Below are 23,855 nucleotides of genomic sequence, written 5' to 3'. Positions count from 1 at the left end.
AAATCTTCTACATACTTTTCAATAGCTTGTCATATAGTGAGGAAGTAATGTAAAAAGACGTACAAAACTGGAACCCTTTGATGTAAGGCTACGTCAAAGCTTTTAGGTAAAAATACTATTGAAAGAGAGCATACAAAAACATGATAGAACTCATTCAGGAGTTAATAAGCTTTATTGTGCATATCGATGTGCATTTAGAAGAAATCATTCGTGATTTTGGCAATTGGAGTTATCTTATTTTATTTGCGATTGTTTTTGTAGAAACAGGCGTCGTTATTTTCCCATTCTTACCAGGTGATTCATTACTATTCGCAAGTGGTACATTGGCTGCTGCAATGGGAGCCTTTGATATGTGGATATTAATACCAGTGTTTTTAGCAGCTGCCATTTTAGGTGATACAATGAATTACCATATTGGTCATAAAGTTGGAACATCGATTCCTCCAAAGAGTCTTCTCGGAAGAGTTGTTAAAAAAGAACGTATGGAAGCAGCTGAAAAATTCTTTAATACACATGGCGGAAAAACAATTGTGATAGCTCGTTTTATGCCATTTATTCGTACATTTATCCCATTCGTAGCGGGAGCAAGTAAAATGAATTATAGCTACTTCTTACTTTATAATATTTTAGGTGCTATTTTATGGGTATTCAGCTGTACATTACTTGGTTATTTCTTTGGTAATATTCCTATTATAAAAGATAACTTTTCAGTTGTGCTTATATTGATTATTTTTATCTCTGTTGTACCGGCAGTAATTGGTGCGATAAAAGCCAAAGTTGGCAAATAATTTGGACAGTCCTAACGTGATGCTACATCACTGGGACTGTCTTTTTTAGGTAGAAAAAAGATCTAGTAAATCTATAATGGTGATGATAAATTATATTGAAGTATAAGCATCAGGTCGTAAAAAATGCTATACTATTAATTACTAGAATGTGGAGAAATGGGGGCAACGAAATGGAAGTATTTATTGGCAGGCAGCCTATTTTTAATCTTCACGAACAGGTCGTTGCATATGAATTATTATATCGTAGCAAAAACGTTAATGCCTTTCCTATGGTTGATTCAGATGCAGCAACTATTGATGTACTGGTGAACTCATTTCTTTCAATTGGTTTTGAAGAAGTAACGAAAGGTAAGCCCGGTTTTGTTAATTTTACTGATAACTTATTAATGAGCTCCATCCATGAATTTTTAAATCCTTCACAAGTTGTCATTGAAATTTTAGAGGATGTTCCACTGACATCACAATTAGTAAAACGCGTGGTGGAGCTAAAAAAATATGGATTTCAAATTGCATTAGATGATTTTATTATGGATGAACATGTTGAAATCTATGATGAATTATTTGAACAAGTTGATTATATAAAAGTAGATTTTCTAGCAACATCGATGGTTAAAAGAATGGAGATTGAAAATAAAGTAAAGGGAAATTATCCACATATTCAATTGCTCGCTGAAAAAGTAGAGACTCGTCATCAATTTGAAGTGGCTAAATCTTCTGGATACGTCTTATTTCAAGGCTATTTCTTTGAACAACCTCAAATAATAAAAGCAACAGATATACCTGCTAATACGATTCAGTATATTCATATCATCTCGTTGCTAAAAGAAGAAGAACCAAATATTCAATTATTAGCAGAAAACATCGAACGAGATATCTCTTTGACGTATAAATTATTGCAAATGATTAATAATTCTTCTAAGCGTTCAAAATCTAAAGTACGCTCCATTAAACAAGCAATTGTGTTATTAGGGATATCCAATTTACGAAAATGGATTTATCTATTAGCGATGCGAGAAATTGATATTGATGGGGATTCAGATCTTTTCAAAGAAGTAATGTGTATGTCCTTGTTTCGAGCAAAAGTTTGCGAGAAGCTAGCCAAGCTGTCCTACAAAAAGAATTTTTCGGAATATTTCCTTGTAGGTATGTTTTCCCTCATTGACACATTACTGCAAAGACCTATGAGCAGCATATTGTATCAGCTACCATTTTCGGAAGATATTACAAATACAATCCTAGGACATGAAACAGAGATGACACCATTTCTAGAATTTAGTATCGCTCTTGGCAAATTGGATTGGGCACGTTTAGAGGAGCTAGGTGCTCAATTAAATATCCCGCTCAACGATATGGATCTTTTATATTATGAGGCAATGGAATGGGCAGAAAAATCATTTTAAGTAAGTGCCAATATTTCGTACAAAAAGCTATCTTACATTCAGTATAAGATAGCTTATTTTTATCCTCCACAATAGCTAATCTCTTCATCAAGATGAAGTTCTCAATGTGTAAAGTATTTGCTATAATCATCTCGTCTTAAAAAAATTCTGATAGTTGAAGTGGGCGTGGGGAAATGAGACATGATGTTAGGGAAAACATTGTGGACTATGTGTATGTTATTGTAGGAGCGGCAGTGATTGCTATTGGTTTTAATGTATTTCTATTACCAAATCAGGTTGCCTCCGGAGGGGTAAGTGGAATTAGTACAATTTTGCATGGATTATTTGGCTGGAATCCGGGTATTGTGCAATATGCTTTTAATATTCCACTATTTATTGCTGGTGTTTTATTACTCGGCAAAAAATTTGGCATAAAATCATTTATTGGTACGATTACATTACCGTTTATTGTCTTGCTAACAAATAGCTGGGAGCCATGGACGGACAATCCTTTGCTTGGAGCTCTTTTTGGCGGAATTGTAGTGGGATTAGGAATAGGACTGGTCTTTAAAGGGAATGCTTCTACTGGTGGCACTGATTTACTAGCGCAAATCATTACGAAGTATACTGGATTAACGCTTGGTACAAGTGTACTGTTAATAGATGGAATCATAGCGATTAGTGCAGCAGTTGTTTTTGATTTAGAGAAAGGTTTGTATGCCCTCATTGGACTTTATGTAACAACCAAAACGATTGATATTATTCAGCTAGGTTTTAGCCAATCAAAAATGGTCTATATTATTACGTTGAAACAAGATGAAGTACGTGAAGCCATTTATGCTGAAATCAATCGGGGTGTAACTAAGTTACAAGCATTTGGGGGCTATACAGGAGAGGCGCGACCAGTTCTTATGGTTGTTGTTTATCAGACAGAATTCACAAAGCTGAAACAACTCATTAAAAGCGTTGACCCATCAGCGTTTGTCATCGTTTCGGATGCCTATGAGGTATTAGGAGAAGGTTTCAAACGTGCATAATTTTGGTATAATGGCGGCGTAAGGTATTTATCGATTATGAGGAGGGGTACTAATGAAAAAAGCAATGTTAACATTAGTGTTCGGTTCAGCAATTTTCTTAGCAGCTTGTGGAGGCGGAGATAAAGAGGCAACTAACAATGAAGGTGCCACTGCTCCAGATGGAGAAGCTATCGCAATGAAATCATGTGTGACATGTCACGGTGGCGAGCTACAAGGTGCCAATGGACCAGCATTAAACGATGTAGGTTCTCGTTTATCGGAATCGGAAATTTTAGATATTATTAATAATGGTAAAAATGGCATGCCTGGAGGACTTGTAAAAGGCGCAGATGCTGAAGCAGTTGCTAAATGGTTAGCTACTCAAAAATAATACTTCAAAAACTAGCGGGCTGGAGAGCTGCTAGTTTTTTTTGTGAAGAGTAAATACATTTCTTTTATACATAGACATGCTAAAATAAGGAGAACCTTATCCATTGATTGGAGGCTTTATAATTGGTCGTAGTATTAACGAGAGATGTTATGGAGAAATTTAAGTTAGAGTTATTAGCAGGAGAGGAAGGAATCGGCAGAACGATCGTGACAAGTGATATTTCAAGACCAGGACTTGAAATGGCAGGGTATTTTACACATTATCCAGCCAATCGGGTACAATTGCTTGGCAAAACGGAGCTGTCCTTTTTTGAAATGTTACCAACTGATATCAAGCTTGAACGGATGCGTTTACTTTGTTCCCAGGATACACCTGCAATTATAATTTCTCGGGATTTAGAAGTACCTGAGGAGCTGATTCAAGCTTCCAACGAAAAGCATGTTCCTGTATTTAAAACACATATGACAACAACCAAATTTTCAAGTAGATTAACCAACTATTTAGAGGGCCGTTTAGCGCCAATGACAGCTGCACATGGTGTACTTGTTGATGTGTATGGCATCGGTATCCTGATTATTGGTAAAAGTGGTGTAGGTAAAAGTGAAACAGCTCTTGAGCTTGTCAAAAAAGGTCACCGTTTAGTTGCCGACGATTGTGTTGAGATTCGACAAGAATCAGAGAATTTACTAATTGGTAGTCCACCACCTCTATTAGAGCATCTATTGGAAATACGAGGGATCGGCATTATTGATATTATGACACTATTTGGTGCAAGTGCAGTCCGCCCGTATAAACGTATTACCCTTATTATTGAGTTGGAAATTTGGGACCCACAAAAAGTGTATGATCGATTAGGCTTAGAAGAAGAAAAGATGAAAATTATTGATACGGAATTAACGAAATTAACAATTCCGGTAAGACCAGGACGAAATGTATCTGTCATTATCGAAGTGGCAGCTATGAATTACCGATTAAAGAAAATGGGCGTAAATGCGGCTGAAGAATTTTCAAGACGTTTAGATGAAGTTATATCGTCGAACGATGTGTTAGATGATTAATAGTTAACTGTTCTTTGGTAACAGATAGTTGGAGAGGAGCAAAAGATGGATTTATTACTTTTACAAATTAACCCGATTGCCTTTCATTTAGGGCCAATTCCAGTTCGATGGTATGGGCTGCTTATCGTATCGGGTATTATTTTAGCGTATGTGGTGGGCCAACGAGAGGCCGTAAAGCGAGGATTGCCTGAGGATTTTCTTGCAGACCTATTATTATGGGCGGTTCCGATATCCATCATTTGTGCGCGCATTTATTATGTGTCAATGCGCTGGGATTACTATAGTGAAAATCCAAGTAAAATCATTGAGATATGGAATGGCGGTATTGCTATACACGGTGCGTTAATTGGTGCATTTGTGACGGCTTACATATTTACTCGTATTAAAAATGTAGGCTTTTTACGAGTAGCGGATATTGCAGCGCCTAGTATTTTAATTGGACAAATTATCGGTCGCTGGGGCAACTTTATGAATCAAGAGGCTTATGGTGGTCCTGTATCAAAGGAATTTCTAGAAAATTTAATGTTACCAGATTGGATTATCAATCAAATGTATATTGAAGAATTAGGTACTTATGTACATCCTACGTTTTTGTATGAATCAGTCTGGAATCTAATTGGGCTCATTATCTTACTGGTATTACGTAAAGTAAATTTAAATCGTGGGGAAATTTTCTTCAGTTATTTAATTTGGTATTCCATTGGTCGTTTCTTCATTGAAGGAATGCGTACAGATAGTCTTTACCTAGTTGGCGATTTACGCTCAGCACAGATTGTATCTATTATAGGTATTGTAGTAGGTCTTGGAGCCATTATTTATCGTAGAATAAAGGTTAAACCAGCCATGAAATACTTAGATAATAAATAAGGGGATGTAACATATGGCTGTAAAGGCACTACTATTTGATTTTGATGGAACTTTACTGAATACAAATGAATTAATCATTCAAACATTTATGCATGTTTTAAATGAAAGATTTCCCGGGCAATTTTCGCCAAAAGATTGCTTGAAATTCATTGGTCCATCCCTCAAGCAGACATTTAATGACATTGCACCAGGTGAAGAGGAAGCTTTAATAGCCAAATATCGAGCTTGGAATATAGAGCATCATGATGAACTTGTTAGCCAATACCCTGATGTTGTTTCGACATTAGAGCAATTAAAAGCGCAAGGCATATTATTGGCGATTGTTTCGACAAAACGGAATGATACGATTGATCGTGGGTTATCTATCCTTGGAGCAGCACATCTATTTGATGTGCGTATTGGAACAGATGATGTGAAAAATGTGAAGCCTGATCCTGAACCAGTATTACTTGCATTGGAACGCTTAGGCATCGACAAAGATGATGCAATTATGATCGGTGATAACTCGCATGATATTGAAGCGGGACATCGTGCAGGAGTTAGAGCAGCTGGTGTCGCTTGGGCAATTAAAGGTGAAGCGTACTTACAGCAGTATCAACCGGAATATATATTACATCATATGACGGATTTATTGGATATTGTGAAAGAGGGGTAAGTTAGATGGCGCGTAAAACAGAACGTTATCGTGTCGAAGGAGCAAATTCTCTTTGGAAAATCTACGACACGGTGTCCTTTTGGAAGGTGATGAAGTGTTTCATTGTCATTCAAATTGGACGCTTCACACCATTTTTACGTGTGAAAAATTGGCTTTATCGAACATTTTTAAGAATGACCATTGGTGAAAAAACTACATTAGCCTTAATGGTTATGCCAGACACTATGTATCCTGAACGTATATTTATTGGAGATAATACAGTGATTGGCTTTAATACGACCATTTTAGCCCATGAATATTTAATAGAGGAATATCGTTTAGGGGATGTCCATATTGGTCATGAAGTAATGGTTGGTGCGAATTCTACAATTTTACCTGGTGTGACAATTGGAGATGGCGCCATTGTTTCGGCCGCTACTCTTGTACATAAGGATGTGCCGGCTGGCTGCCTAGCAGGGGGAAATCCTATGCAAATTATTTATACAGCAGAGCAAATGGCAGAGCGTAAGCGTCATGAAGTTGTGCAATGGTGTACACCTAAAAAATAAACAAAGTCCATAAGTTTAAAAAGCTACTCTCAACAATCTTTGGGAGTAGCTTTTGTTTTTGGTATCATGAAGCGGATTTATGCGTGTACAGCATCATATTCTGATTTGAATTCACCATTATTATGATCGCCTGAGCAAGTTGATTCAACGAAAGTGGATTTAATAGCAGTACCAACGATATATTCGGTTGTATGCAATGTAATTTTATCACGAGGATAAAAATCACCTTTACAAAAACTAACGATCATTTGCTCACTAAGTTGTACGAATGGACATGCCATCATAAATCCCTCCAATGTGTATTTTAACTGTTGCTTTATTTGTTGATGCTATTCTATATTAGGTATTTTGAGTTGTAAAAGTAAAAGTGGAATGAGGGTAATAATTATCGTAAATATAGATATAATAGTATTTTTATTGATAATGAGATGGAGAATCATTATCAATTTTTTACAGACAAGGTAACAGTGTTCATGATTTATTTGTCACATGTTAGACACATTCTCATTCTCAATATTTACATTTTGTAGATTATCTTCAAATTGCAACTTGCCTCTATATATTATTCAAATGAAAAGTAAATTAAAGATTTAGATAATTAAGGGGAATTGCGTTGACTGTTGAAAAGAAATAAGTTAGAATTCTTTCATAATCTAATTCTCTAACACTCTAGTGAATTAAAGTAAATGTGAGGAAGTGTTCATATGTCGTCAATAAAAATGTTTGAAAAACCACTTGGAATGCGTGATACATTTCCGCAGATCTTTGAAAAAGTTGAAGCAGTAAGACAGAGTGGCAAAGATTTTTTATGTAAAAGAGGATATGAGTTTATCAAAACACCAGCTGTTGAATATTTTGATACAGTCGGAAAAGCTTCCGCGATCGCTGATACTCATTTATTTAAACTTGTGGATAGTCAGGGAAATACATTAGTGCTACGACCGGATATGACGACACCCATTGCTCGGGTGGCCACTTCAAAATTATTGAAAGAAATGATTCCTCAACGTTTAGCGTACTTCGCAAGCGTTTTTCGTGCACAAGAAGCAGAAGGTGGGAGACCAGCGGAATTCGATCAAATGGGCATTGAATTAATAGGCGACCAATCCGTATTTGCTGATGCAGAAGTCATAGTGACAGCAATGGAGCTTTTGAAACACTTAAAATTAGAAGCGTTTAAAGTGACGATTGGGCATGCAGGAATACTAAACTGCATTTTACAAGATTATACAGAGAGTATTGAGCAGCAAGCTACACTTAGAACATTACTTGTCCAGCGAAATTATGTTGGATTTGAAGAAGCGGTAGAGTCATTTAATTTGCCTAAAGCTAAGGCGGATGCCCTTCTCCAATTTATTGAAGAAGCAATGGATGTGAAGGACATTCGCGATATTGAAAAATATGTTCGTAAAAATGATGCATTAGTATACATGCAACAGCTTGCTCAGCTATTGGAGATGGCTGACTTAGCTGATCATGTTACGTTTGATTTTACACTCTCGAGTCATATGAGTTACTACACAGGTATGCTTTTTGAAGTATTTGCCTTAGGCAGTGGTTTTCCATTAGGAAATGGTGGCCGTTACGATGGATTGTTAGAGGTGTTTGGATCAAAAGCTGGTGCTACAGGCTTTTGCATTCGTGTCGATCGTTTATTGGAAACATTAAATGGACAATCAGTGGAGCAACAAGAAGCAACTGTTGTGCTGTTTGAGGAAGAACAGTATGAGGCAGCTTTATTAAAGGTAAACACATTAAGGGGAACGGGGAAATTTGCTACCTTACAGTTACGTAGTAGCCTAGTCGATGAAGAAGCCTTTTTAGCACTCTTTACTGAAGTAGTTGTAGTTGGACAGGAGGAAATTGGCAGTGAATGAATTAACTATTGCAATGCCAAAAGGGCGAATCTTTGAAGAGGCCTATCAAATGCTATTAGAGGCAGGATTTAATTTACCAGAAGAGGTCGAAATGTCACGTAAATTAATGATTGAAATACCAGAAGAGAAAATTCGATTTATTTTATCTAAGCCAATAGATGTGCCTGTCTACGTTGAACATGGAGTAGCGGATATTGGTATTGCTGGGAAGGATGTTTTGTTAGAGCAACAGAGAGAGGTACATGAATTACTGGATTTGAAAATTAGTAATTGCTATATTGCATCAGCTGGTTTACCGAATACAGAGATGAATGAGATTGCTCCAAGAATTGCAACGAAATATCCGAATATTGCGATGAAATATTATAAAGGCATTGGGGAGCAAGTCGAAATCATTGAGCTTAATGGATCTATTGAATTAGCCCCTATGATTGGCTTAGCAGATCGAATTGTCGATATTGTTTCTACAGGACGAACATTAAAAGAGAACGGGTTAGTTGAATATGAATTTATTTCGGCTGTCTCATCTCGGTTAATTGCCAATCCGGTTAGTTATCGCATGAAGGGTGAGCGCATTATTGACCTTGTAAGACGACTAAAGAAATGTGTGAATGAACAATAAAGTAATCATATCTAGCTACATATGAGTAACTGAAGGGGTTTAATTGTATGAAAATAACAAAATTGGCAAAGGGTATTTCCTTAAAAAGACCACTTGAAGGAGGAAATGAGGAACAGTTAAAAGTTGTAAGACAGGTGCTAGCAGATGTTAGGACACAGGGAGACGTAGCGTTACGTGCCTATACAGAACGGTGGGACGGATATATGCCTGCAAGCTTGCGGGTCACGAAGGAAGAGATACAAGAAGCCGTATATGCTCTTGACCAACAACTCTATCAGGATTTGGCGGAAGCGGCCAAGAATATTCGACTTTATCATGAACAACAGTCACGACAGGGTTATCACTTTGATCTAGGAGACGGTTCTTGGCTAGGACAACGTGTAACAGCTCTAGATGCAGTAGGGTTATATGTTCCTGGCGGTACAGCTGCATACCCATCATCCGTGCTAATGAATGTGATTCCAGCACAGGTAGCTGGTGTAAAACGTATCGTGATTGCTTCACCGGCAGGCCGCAATGGAAAAATACCAGCAGGTGTCCTAGTGGCGGCTCAGCTTTTAGGAATTGAAGAAATCTATAAAATTGGTGGAGCACAAGCGATTGCTGCTCTTGCATATGGCACAGAGACCATCGCCCCAGTCGATAAAATTACAGGCCCAGGAAATATTTTTGTAGCTCTTGCCAAACGAGAGGTATTTGGAGAGGTTGCAATTGATATGATTGCAGGACCAAGCGAAATTGCGGTACTAGCTGATGACACTGCATTTCCAGACGAAATTGCTGCAGACCTATTATCACAAGCAGAACATGACCCTTTGGCTTGTGCTATTCTCGTTACGACCTCAGAGCAATTGGCCAAAAAAGTAGCAGAAGAAGTTGAGAAGCAATTGAGGACTTTACCACGTCAAGAAGTAGCGCGTGCTTCAATCGAAAATTTCGGGGTCATTTATGTAGCTGAAACGGTATCAGATGCAGTAGAAGCGATTAATTCATTAGCACCGGAGCATTTAGAAATTATGACAAATAATGCTGAGGCTATAGCTGAACAAATAAGGCATGCAGGTGGTATTTTTATTGGTCGTTATAGTTCAGAGCCAGTTGGTGATTATTTTGCGGGGACCAATCATGTGTTACCAACCAATAGCACTGCACGTTTTGCTAGTGGCTTAAACGTAGATGATTTTGTAAAAAAATCAAGTGTTGTTTATTACAGTGAAAAAACTTGGCAAGACAATGCACCAAAAATTGCACGTCTTGCACGTATGGAAGGTTTAGAGGGGCATGCACGTGCGGTGGAATCTCGAGGATGGAAGAAGGAATAATACAATGACGGAGAAGAAACGATTTGCACAAATAGAGCGAATAACTAATGAAACGCAAATTTCAGTAGCCATAGATTTAGATGGTGAAGGGAAGGCAAATATTAAAACGGGCGTAGGTTTTATGGACCATATGTTGGATTTATTTATCAAGCATGGTCTTTTTGACGGGACCATCCATGCGAATGGGGATACCTATATAGATGATCACCATACAACGGAGGATCTTGGCATTGTGTTAGGGCAAGCTATTCGGGAAGCACTTGGCGATAAGAAGGGCATTAAACGCTATGGAACGGCATTTGTGCCAATGGACGATGCACTTGCACAGGTGGTAGTAGATTGCTCGAATCGCCCACACTTAGAATACCGTGTACCCGCTTTAAAAGAAAAGGTGGGTACTTTTGATACAGAATTAGTGCATGAATTTTTGTGGAAATTTGCCTTAGAGGCACGAATGAATGTACATGTGATTGTACCCTATGGACATAATACGCACCATATTATTGAGGCAATTTTTAAAGCATTAGCTAGGGCGATTGATGTTGCTGTAGAAATTGATCCACGTGTTAAAGGAGTACCATCGACTAAGGGGCTGTTAACGTGAAAATAGGTGTGATTGATTATGGTATGGGAAATTTATTTAGCGTGGTACAAGCATTAAATCGACTTGGCTGTGAGGTGGTTGTGACAGCTGATGAACACACGCTAGATGCTACAAATGCACTACTATTACCGGGAGTTGGGGCATTCCCTGATGCTAGAAAGCGTTTAGCAGAGACTAATTTAGATCGTTATCTACAAAAAGCCCAAAGCCAAAATCGTCCTCTTCTAGGCATTTGTTTAGGGATGCAATTATTGTTTGAACAAAGTGATGAGGTTACATCAACAAATGGCTTAGGTTTTTTTAAAGGACATATTAAGCGATTTAGTGGAACAAATGAGGGTCGAGCATATCGAGTGCCACATATGGGGTGGAACGAATTGGTGATGGCGAATCGCCCTGCTTGGTTAGAAAATAGTGCCCCTGCAAAGCATGTCTATTTCGTTCATTCATTTTATGCTACTGATATTGAGGAGTCTGAACTTGTTGCATATGCAGACTATTGTGGCATACGAGTTCCCGGTATTGTAGCGAAAGGTTCCGTGACAGGTATGCAATTTCACCCTGAAAAATCAGGTGAGCTGGGCGTATATTTATTAGAGCAATGGCTGAAAGGTGTGAAAGCATGCTAACGAAACGAATTATTCCCTGTCTAGATGTCAAGGAGGGACGCGTTGTAAAAGGGATACAATTTGTATCCATTCGTGATGCTGGTGACCCAGTGGAACTAGCAAAATTCTATGATGAACAAGGTGCAGATGAGCTTGTATTTTTAGATATATCTGCTTCACATGAAGGTCGCGAAACAATGATAGATGTAGTTCGACAAAGCGCTGCCACACTTGCGATTCCTTTTACAGTTGGTGGAGGTATTCGGACGTTGAATGATATGAAGCGTATTTTAAGAGCTGGTGCGGATAAAGTTTCTGTCAATACTTCCGCTTTAGAGCGTCCTGCCCTTATTCAAGAAGGCTCCGATTTCTTTGGTGCTCAATGCATCGTCGTGGCAATTGATGCTCGCTATAGTGAAGAGGACAGTACATGGATGGTTTATACCCATGGTGGACGTAAGAAAACTACTTGGTCAGCTATTGACTGGGCAAAGGAAGCGGTGCGCTTAGGAGCAGGTGAGATTTTATTAACTAGTATGAATCAAGATGGAGAAAAATCTGGCTTTGATTTGGGATTAACAAAAGCGGTACGAGAGGCTGTGACAGTCCCTGTTATTGCAAGTGGTGGAGCAGGGTTTGCAGAACATTTTTACGAAGTATTGGCAGAAGAAGTTGATGCAGATGCAGCACTTGCAGCTTCCATCTTCCATTATAAAGAAACAAGTGTAGCCCAAGTGAAAGAATACTTACGTGAAAAAGGAGTGGCAGTGAGATGATAGAGCGGATTCGATTTGATGAGAAAGGTCTTGTACCGGCAGTAGTACAGGATGCCCATACGAAAGAGGTGCTAACAGTGGCTTATATGAATAAAGAGTCATTAGTTAAAACCATGGAATCAGGTGAAACTTGGTTTTATTCTCGTTCACGTCAAGAGCTTTGGCATAAGGGCGCTACAAGTGGTCATACACAAAAGGTTGTAGCAATTAAAACAGACTGCGATCAAGATGCATTAGTTGTGGAAGTTTTACCTGATGGTCCAGCCTGTCATAATGGTACAACTTCTTGCTTTACGGAGGTGGTACAGCAAAATGCTGAGGTCGGCTCTGTAGAAATGATTGCAAAACTTGTCCGTGTTATTGAAAAACGAGAACAGGAAATGCCTGTAGGAGCTTATACTACATATTTATTTGACAAGGGCATCGATAAAATCTGTAAAAAGGTTGGCGAGGAAGCGACAGAGGTTGTTATTGGGGCCAAAAATCGCGATATAGAAGAAGTAAAGTGGGAGGCAGCGGATTTAATTTATCACCTACTTGTATTATTGCAAGAACAAAAGGTAAGTATATATGATGTCCTTCATGTGTTGAAAAAACGTCACGAGGAGAAATAACAGCATATTATTAATTGTATGGTATAATAGGGTTTACTGTGTAAAGGAACGTTTAATACGTTCCTTATTTCTTGTTTCGGAGGAAATGTATTGGAAAAGAAACGTCAAAATAAGAACCAATCGAATATAGTGTCGTTCATTCCAACAGGCGACTATTATTATAAAAAATCAATTCAAGCTATGAACAGTGGACAAATGAATAAAGCCTATAAATATTTGCAGCGTGCAGTTGATCTTAGCCCAGATGATCCTATGATAATCTTGCAGCTTGCTATTGTAGAGTTAGAAGGTCAACGTTTTGAAGAAGCGTATGATCTGCTTCGTCGTGCCTATCAAATTGACCCCGATAATCCGGAAATTATTTTTTACATGGCGGAAGTGTCAGGTTGTATAGGAATCATGCAGGATGCAAAACGCTTTGCTGAAGAGTATTTGCAGCTAGAGCCTGAAGGTGCTTATGCAGATGAAGCAGCAGAAATATTAGAATTTGTCGCTTTCGAGCAGGATGAATTTGAGGAGCTTGAAGGATCTGGTGAGGATTTATATCGTCAGGAGCAGGCTCGCCGTCATATGGAGAAGGGCGACTTTCCTGAAGCTATTACTATTTTAGAAGATTTAATTGAAGATCGACCAGCCTTTTGGTCGGCCTATAATAATCTTGCACTTGCTTATTTTTATGTTGGAGAAGAGGAACAGGCGAAGGCTCTCTTACATACAGTACTACGTGAAAATAAGGGAAACTTACATGCACTTTGTAACTTAACGGTGATTGCGTATTACGAAAAGAATGAAGAAGATCTGCAAGAGCTTTTAAATATCCTTGTTAAAATTCAGCCATATACATGGGAGCATCGTTATAAACTAGGTGCTACATTAGCTTTAATAGGGCAATATGAATTAGCCTATAAATGGTTGCGCAGTATGCAAAAAAGAGGCTATGTAGGAGACGCAGGTTTTTATTTCTGGTTATCCCATGCTGCCTATTTTTCAGGGCATGAGGAGGTTTCCAAAAGTGCTTGGGGTCAACTGCTAGAGGTAGACCCAGATAAAGAGGGGTTTGAACCTTGGCGCCAACATGACAACGAATTTGCGCTGGACGCGTTGGAACATGATCGAAATTTTATCGTTGAAAAATTAGAAAGTAGCTATTCAAGTGAGCGTATCTTTGGATTGTTTTTATTGAAGGATACTGCTCATAAGCAAGAGATAATCGCTCATCCTAAATGGGTCAATATCGAGCAATTCGGTGCATTTGAGAAATTATTTTTAGCCTATGCACTTGGTCATGAATTTGATAAGAAAAACAAAGTAGAGGCCAGCTTTTTACGTGCTGTAAATGTGCCAGAAATTTTATTAGAGCAATATGGCAAATTATCATCATTGATTGTACCTATGTTTCAAATGTGGTTTGTCCTGTGTGAACAAGCTTTAATTCAAAATTATCGTTTTACAAATCCTGTAGCGATTGCAGGAGCAAATGATTATTTATTTAGGTCTTCTCAAATGCTTAAGGTGACAAAAAAAGAAATAGCTCAACAATATGGAGTATCTGTTGCCACTTTATCAAAGTATATTGAAGAAATTTTAGCTTTTTTACCAGACAGTCATAATTAGTGTGTGAGCAACATAGTTGAATAACTTTATACTTTCACATACGATGAACATACTAACGTTATCAAGAATTTGCCGTGGCAACATTGCGTTGAGTGTTACTTCTTGCTAGTTGCCAATGGTTTATCTTCATCCCCTCTATTGTAAGTTGGGATCATATGTAGGTGACGTTACACTTTCACTACTATTTGTTGAATGAAGATAAAAAGTATTCTGTTTAGGGGGAAGTATTTATGTCGGAAGAAAAAATTTATGATGTAGTCATTATTGGTGCAGGTCCTGCTGGGATGACAGCTGCTGTTTATACATCACGTGCTAATTTGGCAACGCTTATGATTGAACGAGGAATCCCTGGTGGACAAATGGCCAACACTGAAGAAGTAGAAAACTATCCTGGTTTCGATACAATTTTAGGACCTGAGCTTTCTACAAAAATGTTTGACCATGCTAAAAAATTCGGTGCTGAATATGCCTATGGCGATGTAACAGAAATCATCGACGGGGAAGAATTTAAAACAATTAAATCAGGTACAAAAGAATATAAAACACGTGCCATTATTATTACAACTGGTGCAGAGTATAAAAAAATGGGTGTGCCTGGTGAAAAAGAACTTGGCGGCCGTGGTGTCAGCTACTGTGCAGTTTGTGATGGCGCGTTCTTTAAACAAAAAAACCTTGTAGTTGTTGGCGGGGGAGATTCAGCTGTAGAAGAGGGCGTATATTTAACACGCTTTGCTGATAAAGTAACAATTGTCCACCGTCGTGATAAATTACGTGCACAAAAAATCCTCCAAGATCGTGCCTTTGCAAATGACAAAATCGATTTCATTTGGAATGCTACAGTAAAAGAAATTAATGAAGCTAATGGTAAAGTGGGCAGTGTTACACTACAATCAACTGTGGATGGAACTGAGTCAGAGTTTACAACAGATGGTGTGTTTGTTTATATCGGTATGCTACCTTTAACAAAGCCGTTTGAATCTTTAGGTATTTTAAATGATGCTGGTTATATTTTGACAAATGATAATATGGAAACAACAATTCCAGGTATCTTTGCAGCTGGAGATGTACGTGAAAAATCACTTCGTCAAATTGTTACAGCGACAGGCGATGGCAGTATTGCAGCACAAGCTGTACAGCATTATGTAGAAGAACTATTAGAGAAAATTAATGCATAACTTGGCTATTTTAAGGAAAAAAATACAATTTTAATGTGGTTTTAATATTGTTGTAACTTGAATGACATATAAAAGGTGTATGATTAAAAGTGTAATTAGCAATCCCCCTTTTATTTTGTTTAGTAGGTTGTTTCCGCCTCAATTAGGTGGGAACAACCTACTTTTTTATTTATATAGATCATGAAAAGAGCATGAGCTTTTTTTCAATAAATTCTTGGATAAAACTAAATTGTTAAATGTCTACGTATGAGAGTTGTAAATGAGGACAAATCTTGCAGTGTCTTGCTATAATGGAGAGTAGAATGCAAAAGTGATTAGAGGTGTGCCTATGCAAAGAATTGCAAATTTAATTGCCGTAAAAGACGGTAAAGTATTATTACTTCAGAAACCAAGACGTGGTTGGTACGTTGCTCCGGGTGGAAAAATGGAAAGCGGTGAGTCCATCTTTGAGGCTGCTATTCGTGAATTTCAGGAAGAGACAAATGTTAAACCTTTACATGTACACCTAAAGGGTGTATATACGATGGTCATTAAAGAAAATGATGAAGTCGTAGATGAATGGATGCTTTATACATTTGTTGCTAAGGATGTAGACGGTGTACCGTTTGTAGAAACTAGAGAAGGTAAACTTGCATGGCACCCAGTAGAGGATTTAGCACATTTGCCAATGGCTGAAGGAGATCGCACTAATTTGCAATTTGCTATTTCGCAATCAGGTATTCAGTATGGCACGTTTGACTATACAACGAATTTTGAATTACTTCACCAGAAAATACAAATATCAAAAGATCAATAAAGGAGTTGCATGACAGTGGTGGTTGAAGGCCAACAAAGTACACATGAATTGGTTATTATTACAGGAATGTCTGGAGCTGGGAAGACCGTAGCTATTCAAAGCTTTGAAGATTTAGGGTATTACTGTATTGATAATTTACCACCTGCGTTACTTACAACTTTTTTAACGCTGCTAAGAGATTCTGGAAAAAATAGTACACGTATTGCAGCAGTGATGGATATGCGTGGAGGCAACTTTTTTGATGCGCTTATTGGGGCGTTAGACCATATACTAAAAGAAGGCGACATTGTAGCTCGTATTTTATTTTTAGATGCAGACGATGCCACATTAGTAAGGCGCTATAAAGAAACAAGAAGAGCCCATCCATTGGCAGTAAGCGGCTTACCTTTAGATGGTATAAAGCAAGAGCGAGCACTTTTATCGGAAGTAAAGGGCCGTGCTAATTTTGTTTATAACACATCTAACATGAAACCAAAGCAATTACGTGAAAAGATAGTTAAAGAATTTTCCAGTGAAGCAGATACAATTTTTACCGTAAACATTATGTCTTTTGGCTTCAAGCATGGTATGCCAATTGATGCAGACTTGGTGTTCGATGTTCGTTTCCTTAAAAATCCATATTACGTAGAGGAGCTACGTCCGAAGACGGGTCTTCAAACAGAAGTATCCTCTTATGTTTTAGCCTTGGAGGATACGCAGATACTGATACAAAAACTAACGGATTTGTTCGACTTTATGATTCCTCTTTATCGACAAGAAGGTAAATCACAACTTGTTATCGCTTTTGGTTGCACTGGTGGTCAGCATCGTTCAGTAACTTTAGCAGAGTTTTTTGGGGCTTATCTAGCCAGCAAAGAGAATACGGTTATTACGCATCGTGATATTAATCGTAGAAAGGAATGAGTGAATGGGGAAAAAGCAAACAAAGCTTGTGGTAATTGGTGGTGGAACAGGACTATCAACATTACTTCGTGGGCTCAAGCACCATCCATTTGATATTACTGCTATTGTGACGGTAGCAGACGATGGCGGCTCTTCAGGACGTTTACGAGATGATTATGATATCCCACCACCGGGTGATGTTCGTAATGTCATTGCGGCATTATCAGATATTGAACCGCTAGTGGAACAAATGTTTCAATACCGTTTTTCAGCGTCAGAGGATTTACGTGGCCATTCCTTAGGCAACTTAATGCTAACAGCACTTACAGATATTACTGGTGATTTTAACCATGCTATAAGTGAGATGGGGAAGGTGTTAAAAGTACATGGCCGTGTAATACCAGCAGCCAATAAAAAAATTAATTTACATGCTGTGTTAGAGGGCGGTTCAATCATTGAAGGTGAATCAAAAATCCCAACAGCGACAAAACGCATTGATCGCGTTTTTTTAGTACCTGAAAACGTGCAACCGTTACCAGAAGCTATTCGAGCAATTCAGCGTGCAGACTATATATTAATTGGCCCAGGAAGCTTATACACAAGTATTATTCCGAATCTCCTTGTCAAAGAGATTGGGGAAGCTGTTGTAAAAGCTAAAGGAAGAAAAATATATGTTTGTAATTTAATGACACAAAAAGGTGAAACCATTTCTTATACAGCAGGTGATCATGTATCAGCCATACATAAGCATGTTGGCGCTTCCTTTATTGATTCGATTTTAGTTAATGATGAAGAACTGCCGAATCCTGTAAAAGAATTGTATAAAGAAGAAAGAGCAGAGCCAGTGACGTTTGATGTGGCAAAGCTTGAAAGTATGGGATTAGAGGTTATAAGGCGCGATATTGCTACAATTCGATCAGATGGTACGGTTCGACATAATGCTACGAATGTTGCAGAATGGCTGGTAGATTATGCAGGTATTTATGATCGGTAAGAGAACCGATACTAGAAACATAAAGTGTTTATTGTATATGGTAAGATGAACATATACATAGAAATTATGATTGAAAGGGGGGCGTGATATGTCTTTTGCTTCTGAAACAAAAAAGGAATTAACCCAAATAGAAGCGGACAATCATTGTATGAAAGCAGAAGTTTCTGCCCTAATTCGTATGAATGGTTCATTATCCTTTGCGAATAAACAACTAAGCTTGGACGTGCAAACTGAAAACGCTGCAATTGCAAGAAGACTATATACGATTATGAAAAAATTGTATCCGTACAATGTGGAATTGCTAGTTCGTAAGAAAATGCGATTGAAAAAAAATAATGTATATATTTGCCGTGTAAGAGAAGGAGCACGCGAGCTGTTAATTGATTTAGAAATCATCTCAGACGACTTTCAATTTAATCATACGATCTCAAGAAAGCTCATTAAAAGAAATGGTCAAAAAAGAGCCTATTTAAGAGGTGCATTTTTAGCAGGAGGCTCTGTCAATAACCCAGAAACGTCCGCCTACCATTTAGAAATTTATTCTTTATATAAAGAACATGGCGAGGCATTGATGGATTTAATGAATGAATTTGAACTCAATGCCAAAACAATTGAACGCAAAAAAGGCTTTGTTACTTATTTAAAAGAAGCGGAAAAAATTTCTGATTTCCTTAATATTGTAGGTGCCCATCAGGCAATGATGAAATTTGAGGATGTTCGGATATTGCGAGACATGCGCAATAGTGTCAATCGTATTGTGAACTGTGAAACGGCCAATCTAAACAAAACAATTGGAGCAGCATTACGACAGGTAGAGAATATTCGATTTATTGAAAATTCAATTGGTCTTGACCAATTACCAGAAAAGCTTCGTGAAATTGCACGATTACGAGTAGAGTATCAAGATGTTACATTAAAAGAACTTGGTGAAATGGTATCCAGTGGTACCGTCAGCAAATCAGGTGTCAACCATCGTTTAAGAAAAATAGACGAAATAGCAGATGCATTAAGACGCGGTGAAAAAATAGGTGGTTAAGTTATCATACTTTTCAGGTATGAAAGTCATGCGTAATCGCTTATTGTTCTTTTGCTAGTAAGTAAGGTAAGATAAAACTAATAGATGAACGGTAGTGAAGGGGAGTTTTGAGAATGATCGAGAGAAGAGTCCAGGTTAAATTAAAATTAGGACTACAAGCTAGACAAGCGGCACTATTTGTGCAGGAGGCCAATCGTTTCAGTGCGGATATCTTTCTAGAAAAAGATGAAAAAAAAGTGAATGCCAAATCGATAATGGGTGTCATGAGCTTAGCGGTTGCGAAAGGTACCGAAGTAACGTTAAGTAGTGAAGGCAATGATGCTGAGCAAGCGGTTACAGCATTAGCTACAATTATTGAAAATGAAGATTAACAAACAAATAAAGAAGCCTCACAGAGTAATTTCTGTGAGGCTTTTTAGTATTATTTATTATCCGTACTACGGTGCATAATGTGATCGATTAAACCATATTCTTTTGCACGTTCAGCAGTCATGAAGTTATCACGATCTGTGTCTCTTGCAATGACTTCAAGTGGTTGACCAGTGCGTTCAGATAAAATGCCGTTTAATTTTTCACGTAAGAATAAAATGCGTTTAGCAGCAATTTCAATTTCTGTCGCTTGACCTTGTGCGCCACCTAGTGGTTGGTGAATCATTACTTCTGCATTTGGTAATGCAAAACGTTTACCAGGTTCACCCGCGGCAAGTAAGAATGCTCCCATTGATGCAGCCATACCAATACAAATCGTTTGAACTTTTGGCTTAATAATTTGCATTGTGTCATAAATAGCCATACCAGCCGTAATTGATCCACCTGGCGAATTAATGTAAAGAGAAATGTCTTTGTCTGGATCTTCTGCTTGTAGGAAAAGTAGCTGTGCGACAATTGAGTTTGCCACATTGTCATCAATAGCACTTCCTAAAAGGATAATGCGGTCTTTAAGTAGACGTGAATAAATGTCATATGCACGTTCACCACGGCTTGTTTGTTCAATAACTGTAGGAATTAAATTCATGTTAAATCCTCCTTCAAAAAACTAAATTCGATTACCTTTGCTGAAATCTACATTGTTATTTCAGCTGTAACCTTATCATACACATTATAGTCAGGGAAGGTCAAATATTAACCCTGTTAAAGTGAAATTAATTAAAATAAAAAAAAATAAATTCTTTTTGCATTCTATGGTTGAATTATATGTGATACGTTTGTATAATAGGTAAGGTTATAAGTTTGAAAGTACAGGACACTATTTTGCAGGTATGCTTCAAAATGAGGATTATCTACATCATGCTTTTCGTAAGCCTAGGGTGAGTACTTTTTTTTTGTGTTTTTTGCCCTCGTGGTGTAATGGATAACACGTAAGATTCCGGTTCTTGCACTGGGGGTTCGATTCCCTCCGAGGGCGCCATTTTACTGAATATTGATATACTGTAATAGCTCAATCTCCTAATAAGTAGTTTAGCAGCCTGCTTAGTGGAGATAGAGAGGAAAAGTAATGGGAATACTGTCCTAGTTGGCATTATTCCCCTATTTATGCCTTTCAAACCTTCAAAAAAGCAACAACTCCAAATTATTTTTTAGTGAACATACTGTCCGTGAAGGCTAGTAATAGCCGAAAAAAAGAATCCTTTCTGAGGGGATTCTTTTTTTTGTTTAAATTTATCGAAATTTGGCATTGCTTCTATTGTATATATATTAGTTTTAGGTTCGTTTTATTGTTATTAATGCTTATTTTTTCTATTTAAATGAATTTACCATTAATTAATATGAAAAAATATTTAGTTTTATGCGAAAAGTTGTTGTACAAATACTATAATATTAATATAATTGACCTAATAGTCTAACATTTCCGAATTGCGAAAAATAATACGCAGAATGGAAAATTATCGAAATAGGGGGAAATGCAATGAAAAAAACAGCTTGGATGTTACTTATGATTATAGCAGCGCTAACTTTAGCACTTGCAGGATGTGGCACAAAGGACAATGCCTCTTCGGGTAGTACACCTTCAGAAGGTGGAGATGGAAAGAAAGTATATAAAGTAGGGACAGAAGCAACTTTTGCACCGTTTGAATCTGTTGACGATAAAGGGAAAATTGTGGGGATTGATGTCGATATTTTAAAAGCAATTGCTGATGAAATGGATTTCGAAGTAGAGTGGAATAATATTGGTTGGGAACCCGTTTTCCAAACAATTAAAAATGGTGAAACACATATTGGTGCCTCAGGGATTACAATTACAGATGAGCGCAAAGAATCATTTGATTTTACTGAGCCATACTATGAATCTCAATTATTAATTGTTGTGAAAGAAGATTCAAAGATTAAATCATTAGATGAATTAAAAGATAAAAAGGTGTCCGTACAAATTAATGCTACTGGTCATATGGCAGCTAAAAAGCTACAAGGTGAAGCAAGTACAAATATCATGGCTTTCGAAAGTCAGCCAATCGCAATTCAAGAGATGTTAAATGGTAATGTTGACGCAGCTATTGGAGACAATGCGGTAGTATACGAATATATTAAAGCGCATCCAGATCAAAAAATTAAAGTCATTCAAGATGACGCATTCGAAAAAGAATACTATGGCTTTATGGTTCAAAAGGGGAATAAAGAGCTATTAGATAAATTAAATGAAGGTCTGAAAAAGATTAAAGAAAACGGTAAATTAAAAGAAATTACAGGTACTGATTTCGAATAATAAAATGGTAATGCCACTCGCGAAGCAATATGCTAGCGACTCATTTAATTGATATGACTTTAAAGGGGAAATGGGGTTTTCGGATGGACATCTTTGACCTACGCTGGGACATTGTCTGGAACTACCGAGATATGTTTATACGAGGTATTGGCGTAACACTTATTTTGACACTTAGTGGTTATTTTGGCGGTATTCTTTTAGGACTGTTTTTAGGACTAGGAAAATTATCAAGTAAAAAATGGATCTATTGGCCATCAAAATTATATGTTGATTTATTCCGCGGAACACCAATGCTAGTTCAAATTTTATTAATACACTTAGCCGTTATTCCAACCATTTTTGGTCATTCTTTAGGATATATGGTTTCGGGGATTACAGCGCTTATTTTAAACTGTGCTGCTTACAACGCAGAAATTTTCCGTGCAGGTATCCAAAGTATTGCAAAGGGGCAAATGGAGGCCGCTCGTTCTCTTGGTCTTACACATAATCAAGCGATGCGTAAGGTTATTTTACCGCAGGCCTTTAGACGCATGATCCCGCCATTAGGGAATGAATTCATAGCATTATTAAAGGATTCCTCACTAGTAACAGTCATTGCTGCACCAGATATTCTATATGCTAGTAAAGTTGTTGCAGGTGCAAGCTTCCGTTTCTGGGAACCGTACATTGTTGCTGCACTATTATATTTAATATTAACTTATGGTGTAACGAAAATTGTTGCATTTATTGAGAAGCGATTTAGCAATAGTTATGTCCCTCGTAAGGCAGAAGGGCGGGAAGCAAGATGATAAAAATTGAGAACCTACACAAATATTTTGGTAAGCTAGAAGTATTAAAAGGGATCGATTATGAAATCCAAGAAAAACAAGTTGTTTGTGTTATTGGGCCTTCTGGTTCAGGGAAAAGTACTTTTTTACGTTGCATTAATATGCTAGAAGAAGTAACGGATGGTGCTATTTATATTGAAGATGTAAAGATCAATGATCCGAAAACGAATATCAATGAGATTCGTGCAGAGGTTGGAATGGTGTTTCAACAATTTAACTTATTCCCTCATATGAACGTCATCGATAATGTCACGATGGCACCAATGCAAATTCGTAAAATGAGTCGTCCAGAAGCTGAAGAGCTTGGGCATGAGCTTTTAAAAAAGGTGGGTCTCGACAGTAAAGCCTATAATTATCCTGAACAGCTATCAGGTGGACAACAGCAACGTGTAGCCATTGCACGTGCGTTAGCCATGAAGCCAAAGGCCATTTTATTTGATGAGCCTACTTCAGCTCTTGATCCAGAAATGGTAAAAGAGGTGTTAGATGTTATGAAAAATCTAGCTGCTGAAGGGATGACAATGATTGTAGTCACACATGAAATGGGCTTTGCTCGTGAAGTTGGTGATCGAGTAGTCTTTATGGATGGTGGCTATATTGTGGAAGAGGGTTTGCCTGAGGAACTATTCGGAAACCCACAAAATGAACGTACTAAAGCATTTTTAGGAAAAGTACTATAATTAGAAAAGGCAGTCCATGATGAGA

General features: G+C 37.7%; 27 protein-coding genes and 1 tRNA gene. 26 read left to right on the top strand and 2 right to left on the bottom strand.

What is annotated here, in order from left to right; all coding sequences use genetic code 11:
* The first annotated feature begins 143 nt into the window (after positions 1–143).
* From B3D94_RS04035 to B3D94_RS04000, 8 genes are all read left to right on the top strand, one after another.
* The gene (locus tag B3D94_RS04035; RefSeq protein ID WP_025116538.1) at positions 144–788 is read left to right on the top strand and encodes a VTT domain-containing protein; all 645 of its coding nucleotides are present in this window, start codon (positions 144–146) and stop codon (positions 786–788) included.
* A 170-nt stretch (positions 789–958) separates the two neighbouring features.
* On the top strand, positions 959–2,188 hold the full coding sequence (locus B3D94_RS04030; protein WP_069482588.1) for an EAL and HDOD domain-containing protein: 1,230 nt from the start codon (positions 959–961) through the stop codon (positions 2,186–2,188).
* A 173-nt stretch (positions 2,189–2,361) separates the two neighbouring features.
* Positions 2,362–3,204: a YitT family protein gene (locus tag B3D94_RS04025; RefSeq protein ID WP_069482587.1), complete on the top strand. Its 843-nt coding sequence runs from the start codon at positions 2,362–2,364 to the stop codon at positions 3,202–3,204.
* A 52-nt stretch (positions 3,205–3,256) separates the two neighbouring features.
* Positions 3,257–3,574, top strand: coding sequence for a cytochrome c551 (gene cccB, locus B3D94_RS04020; RefSeq protein ID WP_069482586.1), 318 nt, complete (start codon positions 3,257–3,259; stop codon positions 3,572–3,574).
* Positions 3,575–3,696: 122 nt separating this feature from the next.
* Positions 3,697–4,632 (top strand): HPr(Ser) kinase/phosphatase, encoded by a 936-nt coding sequence (hprK, locus tag B3D94_RS04015; RefSeq protein ID WP_025116542.1) that lies wholly within the window; start codon positions 3,697–3,699, stop codon positions 4,630–4,632.
* Between the two features lie 45 nt (positions 4,633–4,677).
* Positions 4,678–5,499: a prolipoprotein diacylglyceryl transferase gene (gene lgt, locus B3D94_RS04010; protein ID WP_069482585.1), complete on the top strand. Its 822-nt coding sequence runs from the start codon at positions 4,678–4,680 to the stop codon at positions 5,497–5,499.
* Between the two features lie 13 nt (positions 5,500–5,512).
* Positions 5,513–6,154 (top strand): pyrophosphatase PpaX, encoded by a 642-nt coding sequence (ppaX, locus tag B3D94_RS04005; RefSeq protein ID WP_069482584.1) that lies wholly within the window; start codon positions 5,513–5,515, stop codon positions 6,152–6,154.
* A 5-nt stretch (positions 6,155–6,159) separates the two neighbouring features.
* Positions 6,160–6,702, top strand: coding sequence for an acyltransferase (locus B3D94_RS04000; protein WP_193833035.1), 543 nt, complete (start codon positions 6,160–6,162; stop codon positions 6,700–6,702).
* Positions 6,703–6,779: 77 nt separating this feature from the next.
* Here the strand turns inward: B3D94_RS04000 and B3D94_RS03995 are convergent, their stop codons facing one another.
* Complete coding sequence (locus B3D94_RS03995) at positions 6,780–6,986, bottom strand: hypothetical protein (RefSeq protein WP_291754970.1); 207 nt, start codon at positions 6,984–6,986, stop codon at positions 6,780–6,782.
* 420 nt (positions 6,987–7,406) lie between these two features.
* Here B3D94_RS03995 and B3D94_RS03990 point away from each other — a divergent pair, with 420 nt between their 5' ends.
* The 14 genes from B3D94_RS03990 to B3D94_RS03925 all read left to right on the top strand — a co-directional run bounded on the left by B3D94_RS03990 (position 7,407) and on the right by B3D94_RS03925 (position 19,993).
* Positions 7,407–8,579 (top strand): ATP phosphoribosyltransferase regulatory subunit, encoded by a 1,173-nt coding sequence (locus B3D94_RS03990; RefSeq protein ID WP_291754967.1) that lies wholly within the window; start codon positions 7,407–7,409, stop codon positions 8,577–8,579.
* Positions 8,572–9,201: an ATP phosphoribosyltransferase gene (gene hisG, locus B3D94_RS03985; protein WP_069482580.1), complete on the top strand. Its 630-nt coding sequence runs from the start codon at positions 8,572–8,574 to the stop codon at positions 9,199–9,201. The genes B3D94_RS03990 and hisG overlap by 8 nt, the downstream gene beginning before the upstream one ends.
* Positions 9,202–9,248: 47 nt before the next feature.
* The gene (hisD, locus tag B3D94_RS03980) at positions 9,249–10,523 is read left to right on the top strand and encodes a histidinol dehydrogenase (protein ID WP_291754964.1); all 1,275 of its coding nucleotides are present in this window, start codon (positions 9,249–9,251) and stop codon (positions 10,521–10,523) included.
* 4 nt (positions 10,524–10,527) lie between these two features.
* The gene (gene hisB, locus B3D94_RS03975) at positions 10,528–11,127 is read left to right on the top strand and encodes an imidazoleglycerol-phosphate dehydratase HisB (protein ID WP_069482578.1); all 600 of its coding nucleotides are present in this window, start codon (positions 10,528–10,530) and stop codon (positions 11,125–11,127) included.
* Positions 11,124–11,756 (top strand): imidazole glycerol phosphate synthase subunit HisH, encoded by a 633-nt coding sequence (hisH, locus tag B3D94_RS03970; protein ID WP_291754959.1) that lies wholly within the window; start codon positions 11,124–11,126, stop codon positions 11,754–11,756. The genes hisB and hisH overlap by 4 nt, the downstream gene beginning before the upstream one ends.
* Positions 11,750–12,511, top strand: a complete 762-nt coding sequence (hisF, locus tag B3D94_RS03965; RefSeq protein ID WP_291754957.1) for an imidazole glycerol phosphate synthase subunit HisF — start codon at positions 11,750–11,752, stop codon at positions 12,509–12,511. The genes hisH and hisF overlap by 7 nt, the downstream gene beginning before the upstream one ends.
* Positions 12,508–13,125: a bifunctional phosphoribosyl-AMP cyclohydrolase/phosphoribosyl-ATP diphosphatase HisIE gene (gene hisIE / locus B3D94_RS03960; RefSeq protein ID WP_291754955.1), complete on the top strand. Its 618-nt coding sequence runs from the start codon at positions 12,508–12,510 to the stop codon at positions 13,123–13,125. Before hisF ends, hisIE begins: the two co-directional genes overlap by 4 nt.
* Positions 13,126–13,215: 90 nt before the next feature.
* The gene (locus B3D94_RS03955) at positions 13,216–14,739 is read left to right on the top strand and encodes a tetratricopeptide repeat protein (protein ID WP_069482574.1); all 1,524 of its coding nucleotides are present in this window, start codon (positions 13,216–13,218) and stop codon (positions 14,737–14,739) included.
* Positions 14,740–14,969: 230 nt separating this feature from the next.
* A complete protein-coding gene (trxB, locus tag B3D94_RS03950) occupies positions 14,970–15,914 on the top strand; it encodes a thioredoxin-disulfide reductase (RefSeq protein ID WP_008173253.1) in 945 nt (314 codons plus the stop codon).
* A gap of 328 nt (positions 15,915–16,242) precedes the next feature.
* A complete protein-coding gene (locus tag B3D94_RS03945) occupies positions 16,243–16,710 on the top strand; it encodes an NUDIX hydrolase (RefSeq protein WP_258270315.1) in 468 nt (155 codons plus the stop codon).
* Between the two features lie 9 nt (positions 16,711–16,719).
* Positions 16,720–17,613 carry an RNase adapter RapZ gene (gene rapZ / locus B3D94_RS03940; RefSeq protein ID WP_069482572.1) on the top strand — a complete coding sequence of 298 codons (894 nt, stop codon included), beginning with the start codon at positions 16,720–16,722 and terminating at the stop codon, positions 17,611–17,613.
* 4 nt (positions 17,614–17,617) lie between these two features.
* Complete coding sequence (locus B3D94_RS03935; protein ID WP_069482571.1) at positions 17,618–18,586, top strand: gluconeogenesis factor YvcK family protein; 969 nt, start codon at positions 17,618–17,620, stop codon at positions 18,584–18,586.
* An 88-nt stretch (positions 18,587–18,674) separates the two neighbouring features.
* Entirely contained in the window at positions 18,675–19,622 is a 948-nt protein-coding gene (whiA, locus tag B3D94_RS03930; protein WP_069482570.1) for a DNA-binding protein WhiA, read from the top strand.
* A gap of 113 nt (positions 19,623–19,735) precedes the next feature.
* A complete protein-coding gene (locus B3D94_RS03925) occupies positions 19,736–19,993 on the top strand; it encodes an HPr family phosphocarrier protein (protein WP_004228023.1) in 258 nt (85 codons plus the stop codon).
* A 50-nt stretch (positions 19,994–20,043) separates the two neighbouring features.
* On the opposite strand, the gene clpP is transcribed toward B3D94_RS03925, so the two are convergent.
* Positions 20,044–20,637, bottom strand: coding sequence for an ATP-dependent Clp endopeptidase proteolytic subunit ClpP (gene clpP, locus B3D94_RS03920; RefSeq protein WP_008173241.1), 594 nt, complete (start codon positions 20,635–20,637; stop codon positions 20,044–20,046).
* Positions 20,638–20,955: 318 nt separating this feature from the next.
* Here clpP and B3D94_RS03915 point away from each other — a divergent pair.
* From B3D94_RS03915 to B3D94_RS03900, 4 genes are all read left to right on the top strand, one after another.
* Positions 20,956–21,030: transfer RNA gene (locus tag B3D94_RS03915), tRNA-Arg, on the top strand.
* A 498-nt stretch (positions 21,031–21,528) separates the two neighbouring features.
* A complete protein-coding gene (locus tag B3D94_RS03910) occupies positions 21,529–22,323 on the top strand; it encodes a basic amino acid ABC transporter substrate-binding protein (protein WP_025116559.1) in 795 nt (264 codons plus the stop codon).
* Between the two features lie 83 nt (positions 22,324–22,406).
* Complete coding sequence (locus B3D94_RS03905; protein ID WP_036120219.1) at positions 22,407–23,111, top strand: amino acid ABC transporter permease; 705 nt, start codon at positions 22,407–22,409, stop codon at positions 23,109–23,111.
* Positions 23,108–23,830, top strand: a complete 723-nt coding sequence (locus B3D94_RS03900) for an amino acid ABC transporter ATP-binding protein (protein ID WP_193833025.1) — start codon at positions 23,108–23,110, stop codon at positions 23,828–23,830. Before B3D94_RS03905 ends, B3D94_RS03900 begins: the two co-directional genes overlap by 4 nt.
* The last annotated feature ends 25 nt before the right edge of the window (positions 23,831–23,855 follow it).

Origin of the sequence: Lysinibacillus sp. UBA5990, from assembly GCF_002429815.1 — a bacterium.
Lineage (GTDB): Bacteria > Bacillota > Bacilli > Bacillales_A > Planococcaceae > Lysinibacillus > Lysinibacillus fusiformis.
This window is presented reverse-complemented; position numbering and strand designations above follow the sequence as displayed.

Excerpts from the sequence above, each read along its gene's own strand:
- B3D94_RS04030 (WP_069482588.1), top strand. The coding sequence starts at position 959 with ATGGAAGTATTTATTGGCAGGCAGCCTATTTTTAATCTTCACGAACAG.
- B3D94_RS04025 (WP_069482587.1), top strand. The coding sequence starts at position 2,362 with ATGAGACATGATGTTAGGGAAAACATTGTGGACTATGTGTATGTTATT.
- cccB (WP_069482586.1), top strand. The coding sequence starts at position 3,257 with ATGAAAAAAGCAATGTTAACATTAGTGTTCGGTTCAGCAATTTTCTTA.
- lgt (WP_069482585.1), top strand. The coding sequence starts at position 4,678 with ATGGATTTATTACTTTTACAAATTAACCCGATTGCCTTTCATTTAGGG.
- ppaX (WP_069482584.1), top strand. The coding sequence starts at position 5,513 with ATGGCTGTAAAGGCACTACTATTTGATTTTGATGGAACTTTACTGAAT.
- B3D94_RS04000 (WP_193833035.1), top strand. The coding sequence starts at position 6,160 with ATGGCGCGTAAAACAGAACGTTATCGTGTCGAAGGAGCAAATTCTCTT.
- B3D94_RS03995 (WP_291754970.1), bottom strand. The coding sequence starts at position 6,986 with ATGATGGCATGTCCATTCGTACAACTTAGTGAGCAAATGATCGTTAGT.
- B3D94_RS03990 (WP_291754967.1), top strand. The coding sequence starts at position 7,407 with ATGTCGTCAATAAAAATGTTTGAAAAACCACTTGGAATGCGTGATACA.
- hisD (WP_291754964.1), top strand. The coding sequence starts at position 9,249 with ATGAAAATAACAAAATTGGCAAAGGGTATTTCCTTAAAAAGACCACTT.
- hisB (WP_069482578.1), top strand. The coding sequence starts at position 10,528 with ATGACGGAGAAGAAACGATTTGCACAAATAGAGCGAATAACTAATGAA.
- hisF (WP_291754957.1), top strand. The coding sequence starts at position 11,750 with ATGCTAACGAAACGAATTATTCCCTGTCTAGATGTCAAGGAGGGACGC.
- hisIE (WP_291754955.1), top strand. The coding sequence starts at position 12,508 with ATGATAGAGCGGATTCGATTTGATGAGAAAGGTCTTGTACCGGCAGTA.
- trxB (WP_008173253.1), top strand. The coding sequence starts at position 14,970 with ATGTCGGAAGAAAAAATTTATGATGTAGTCATTATTGGTGCAGGTCCT.
- B3D94_RS03945 (WP_258270315.1), top strand. The coding sequence starts at position 16,243 with ATGCAAAGAATTGCAAATTTAATTGCCGTAAAAGACGGTAAAGTATTA.
- rapZ (WP_069482572.1), top strand. The coding sequence starts at position 16,720 with ATGACAGTGGTGGTTGAAGGCCAACAAAGTACACATGAATTGGTTATT.
- B3D94_RS03935 (WP_069482571.1), top strand. The coding sequence starts at position 17,618 with ATGGGGAAAAAGCAAACAAAGCTTGTGGTAATTGGTGGTGGAACAGGA.
- whiA (WP_069482570.1), top strand. The coding sequence starts at position 18,675 with ATGTCTTTTGCTTCTGAAACAAAAAAGGAATTAACCCAAATAGAAGCG.
- B3D94_RS03925 (WP_004228023.1), top strand. The coding sequence starts at position 19,736 with ATGATCGAGAGAAGAGTCCAGGTTAAATTAAAATTAGGACTACAAGCT.
- clpP (WP_008173241.1), bottom strand. The coding sequence starts at position 20,637 with ATGAATTTAATTCCTACAGTTATTGAACAAACAAGCCGTGGTGAACGT.
- B3D94_RS03910 (WP_025116559.1), top strand. The coding sequence starts at position 21,529 with ATGAAAAAAACAGCTTGGATGTTACTTATGATTATAGCAGCGCTAACT.
- B3D94_RS03905 (WP_036120219.1), top strand. The coding sequence starts at position 22,407 with ATGGACATCTTTGACCTACGCTGGGACATTGTCTGGAACTACCGAGAT.
- B3D94_RS03900 (WP_193833025.1), top strand. The coding sequence starts at position 23,108 with ATGATAAAAATTGAGAACCTACACAAATATTTTGGTAAGCTAGAAGTA.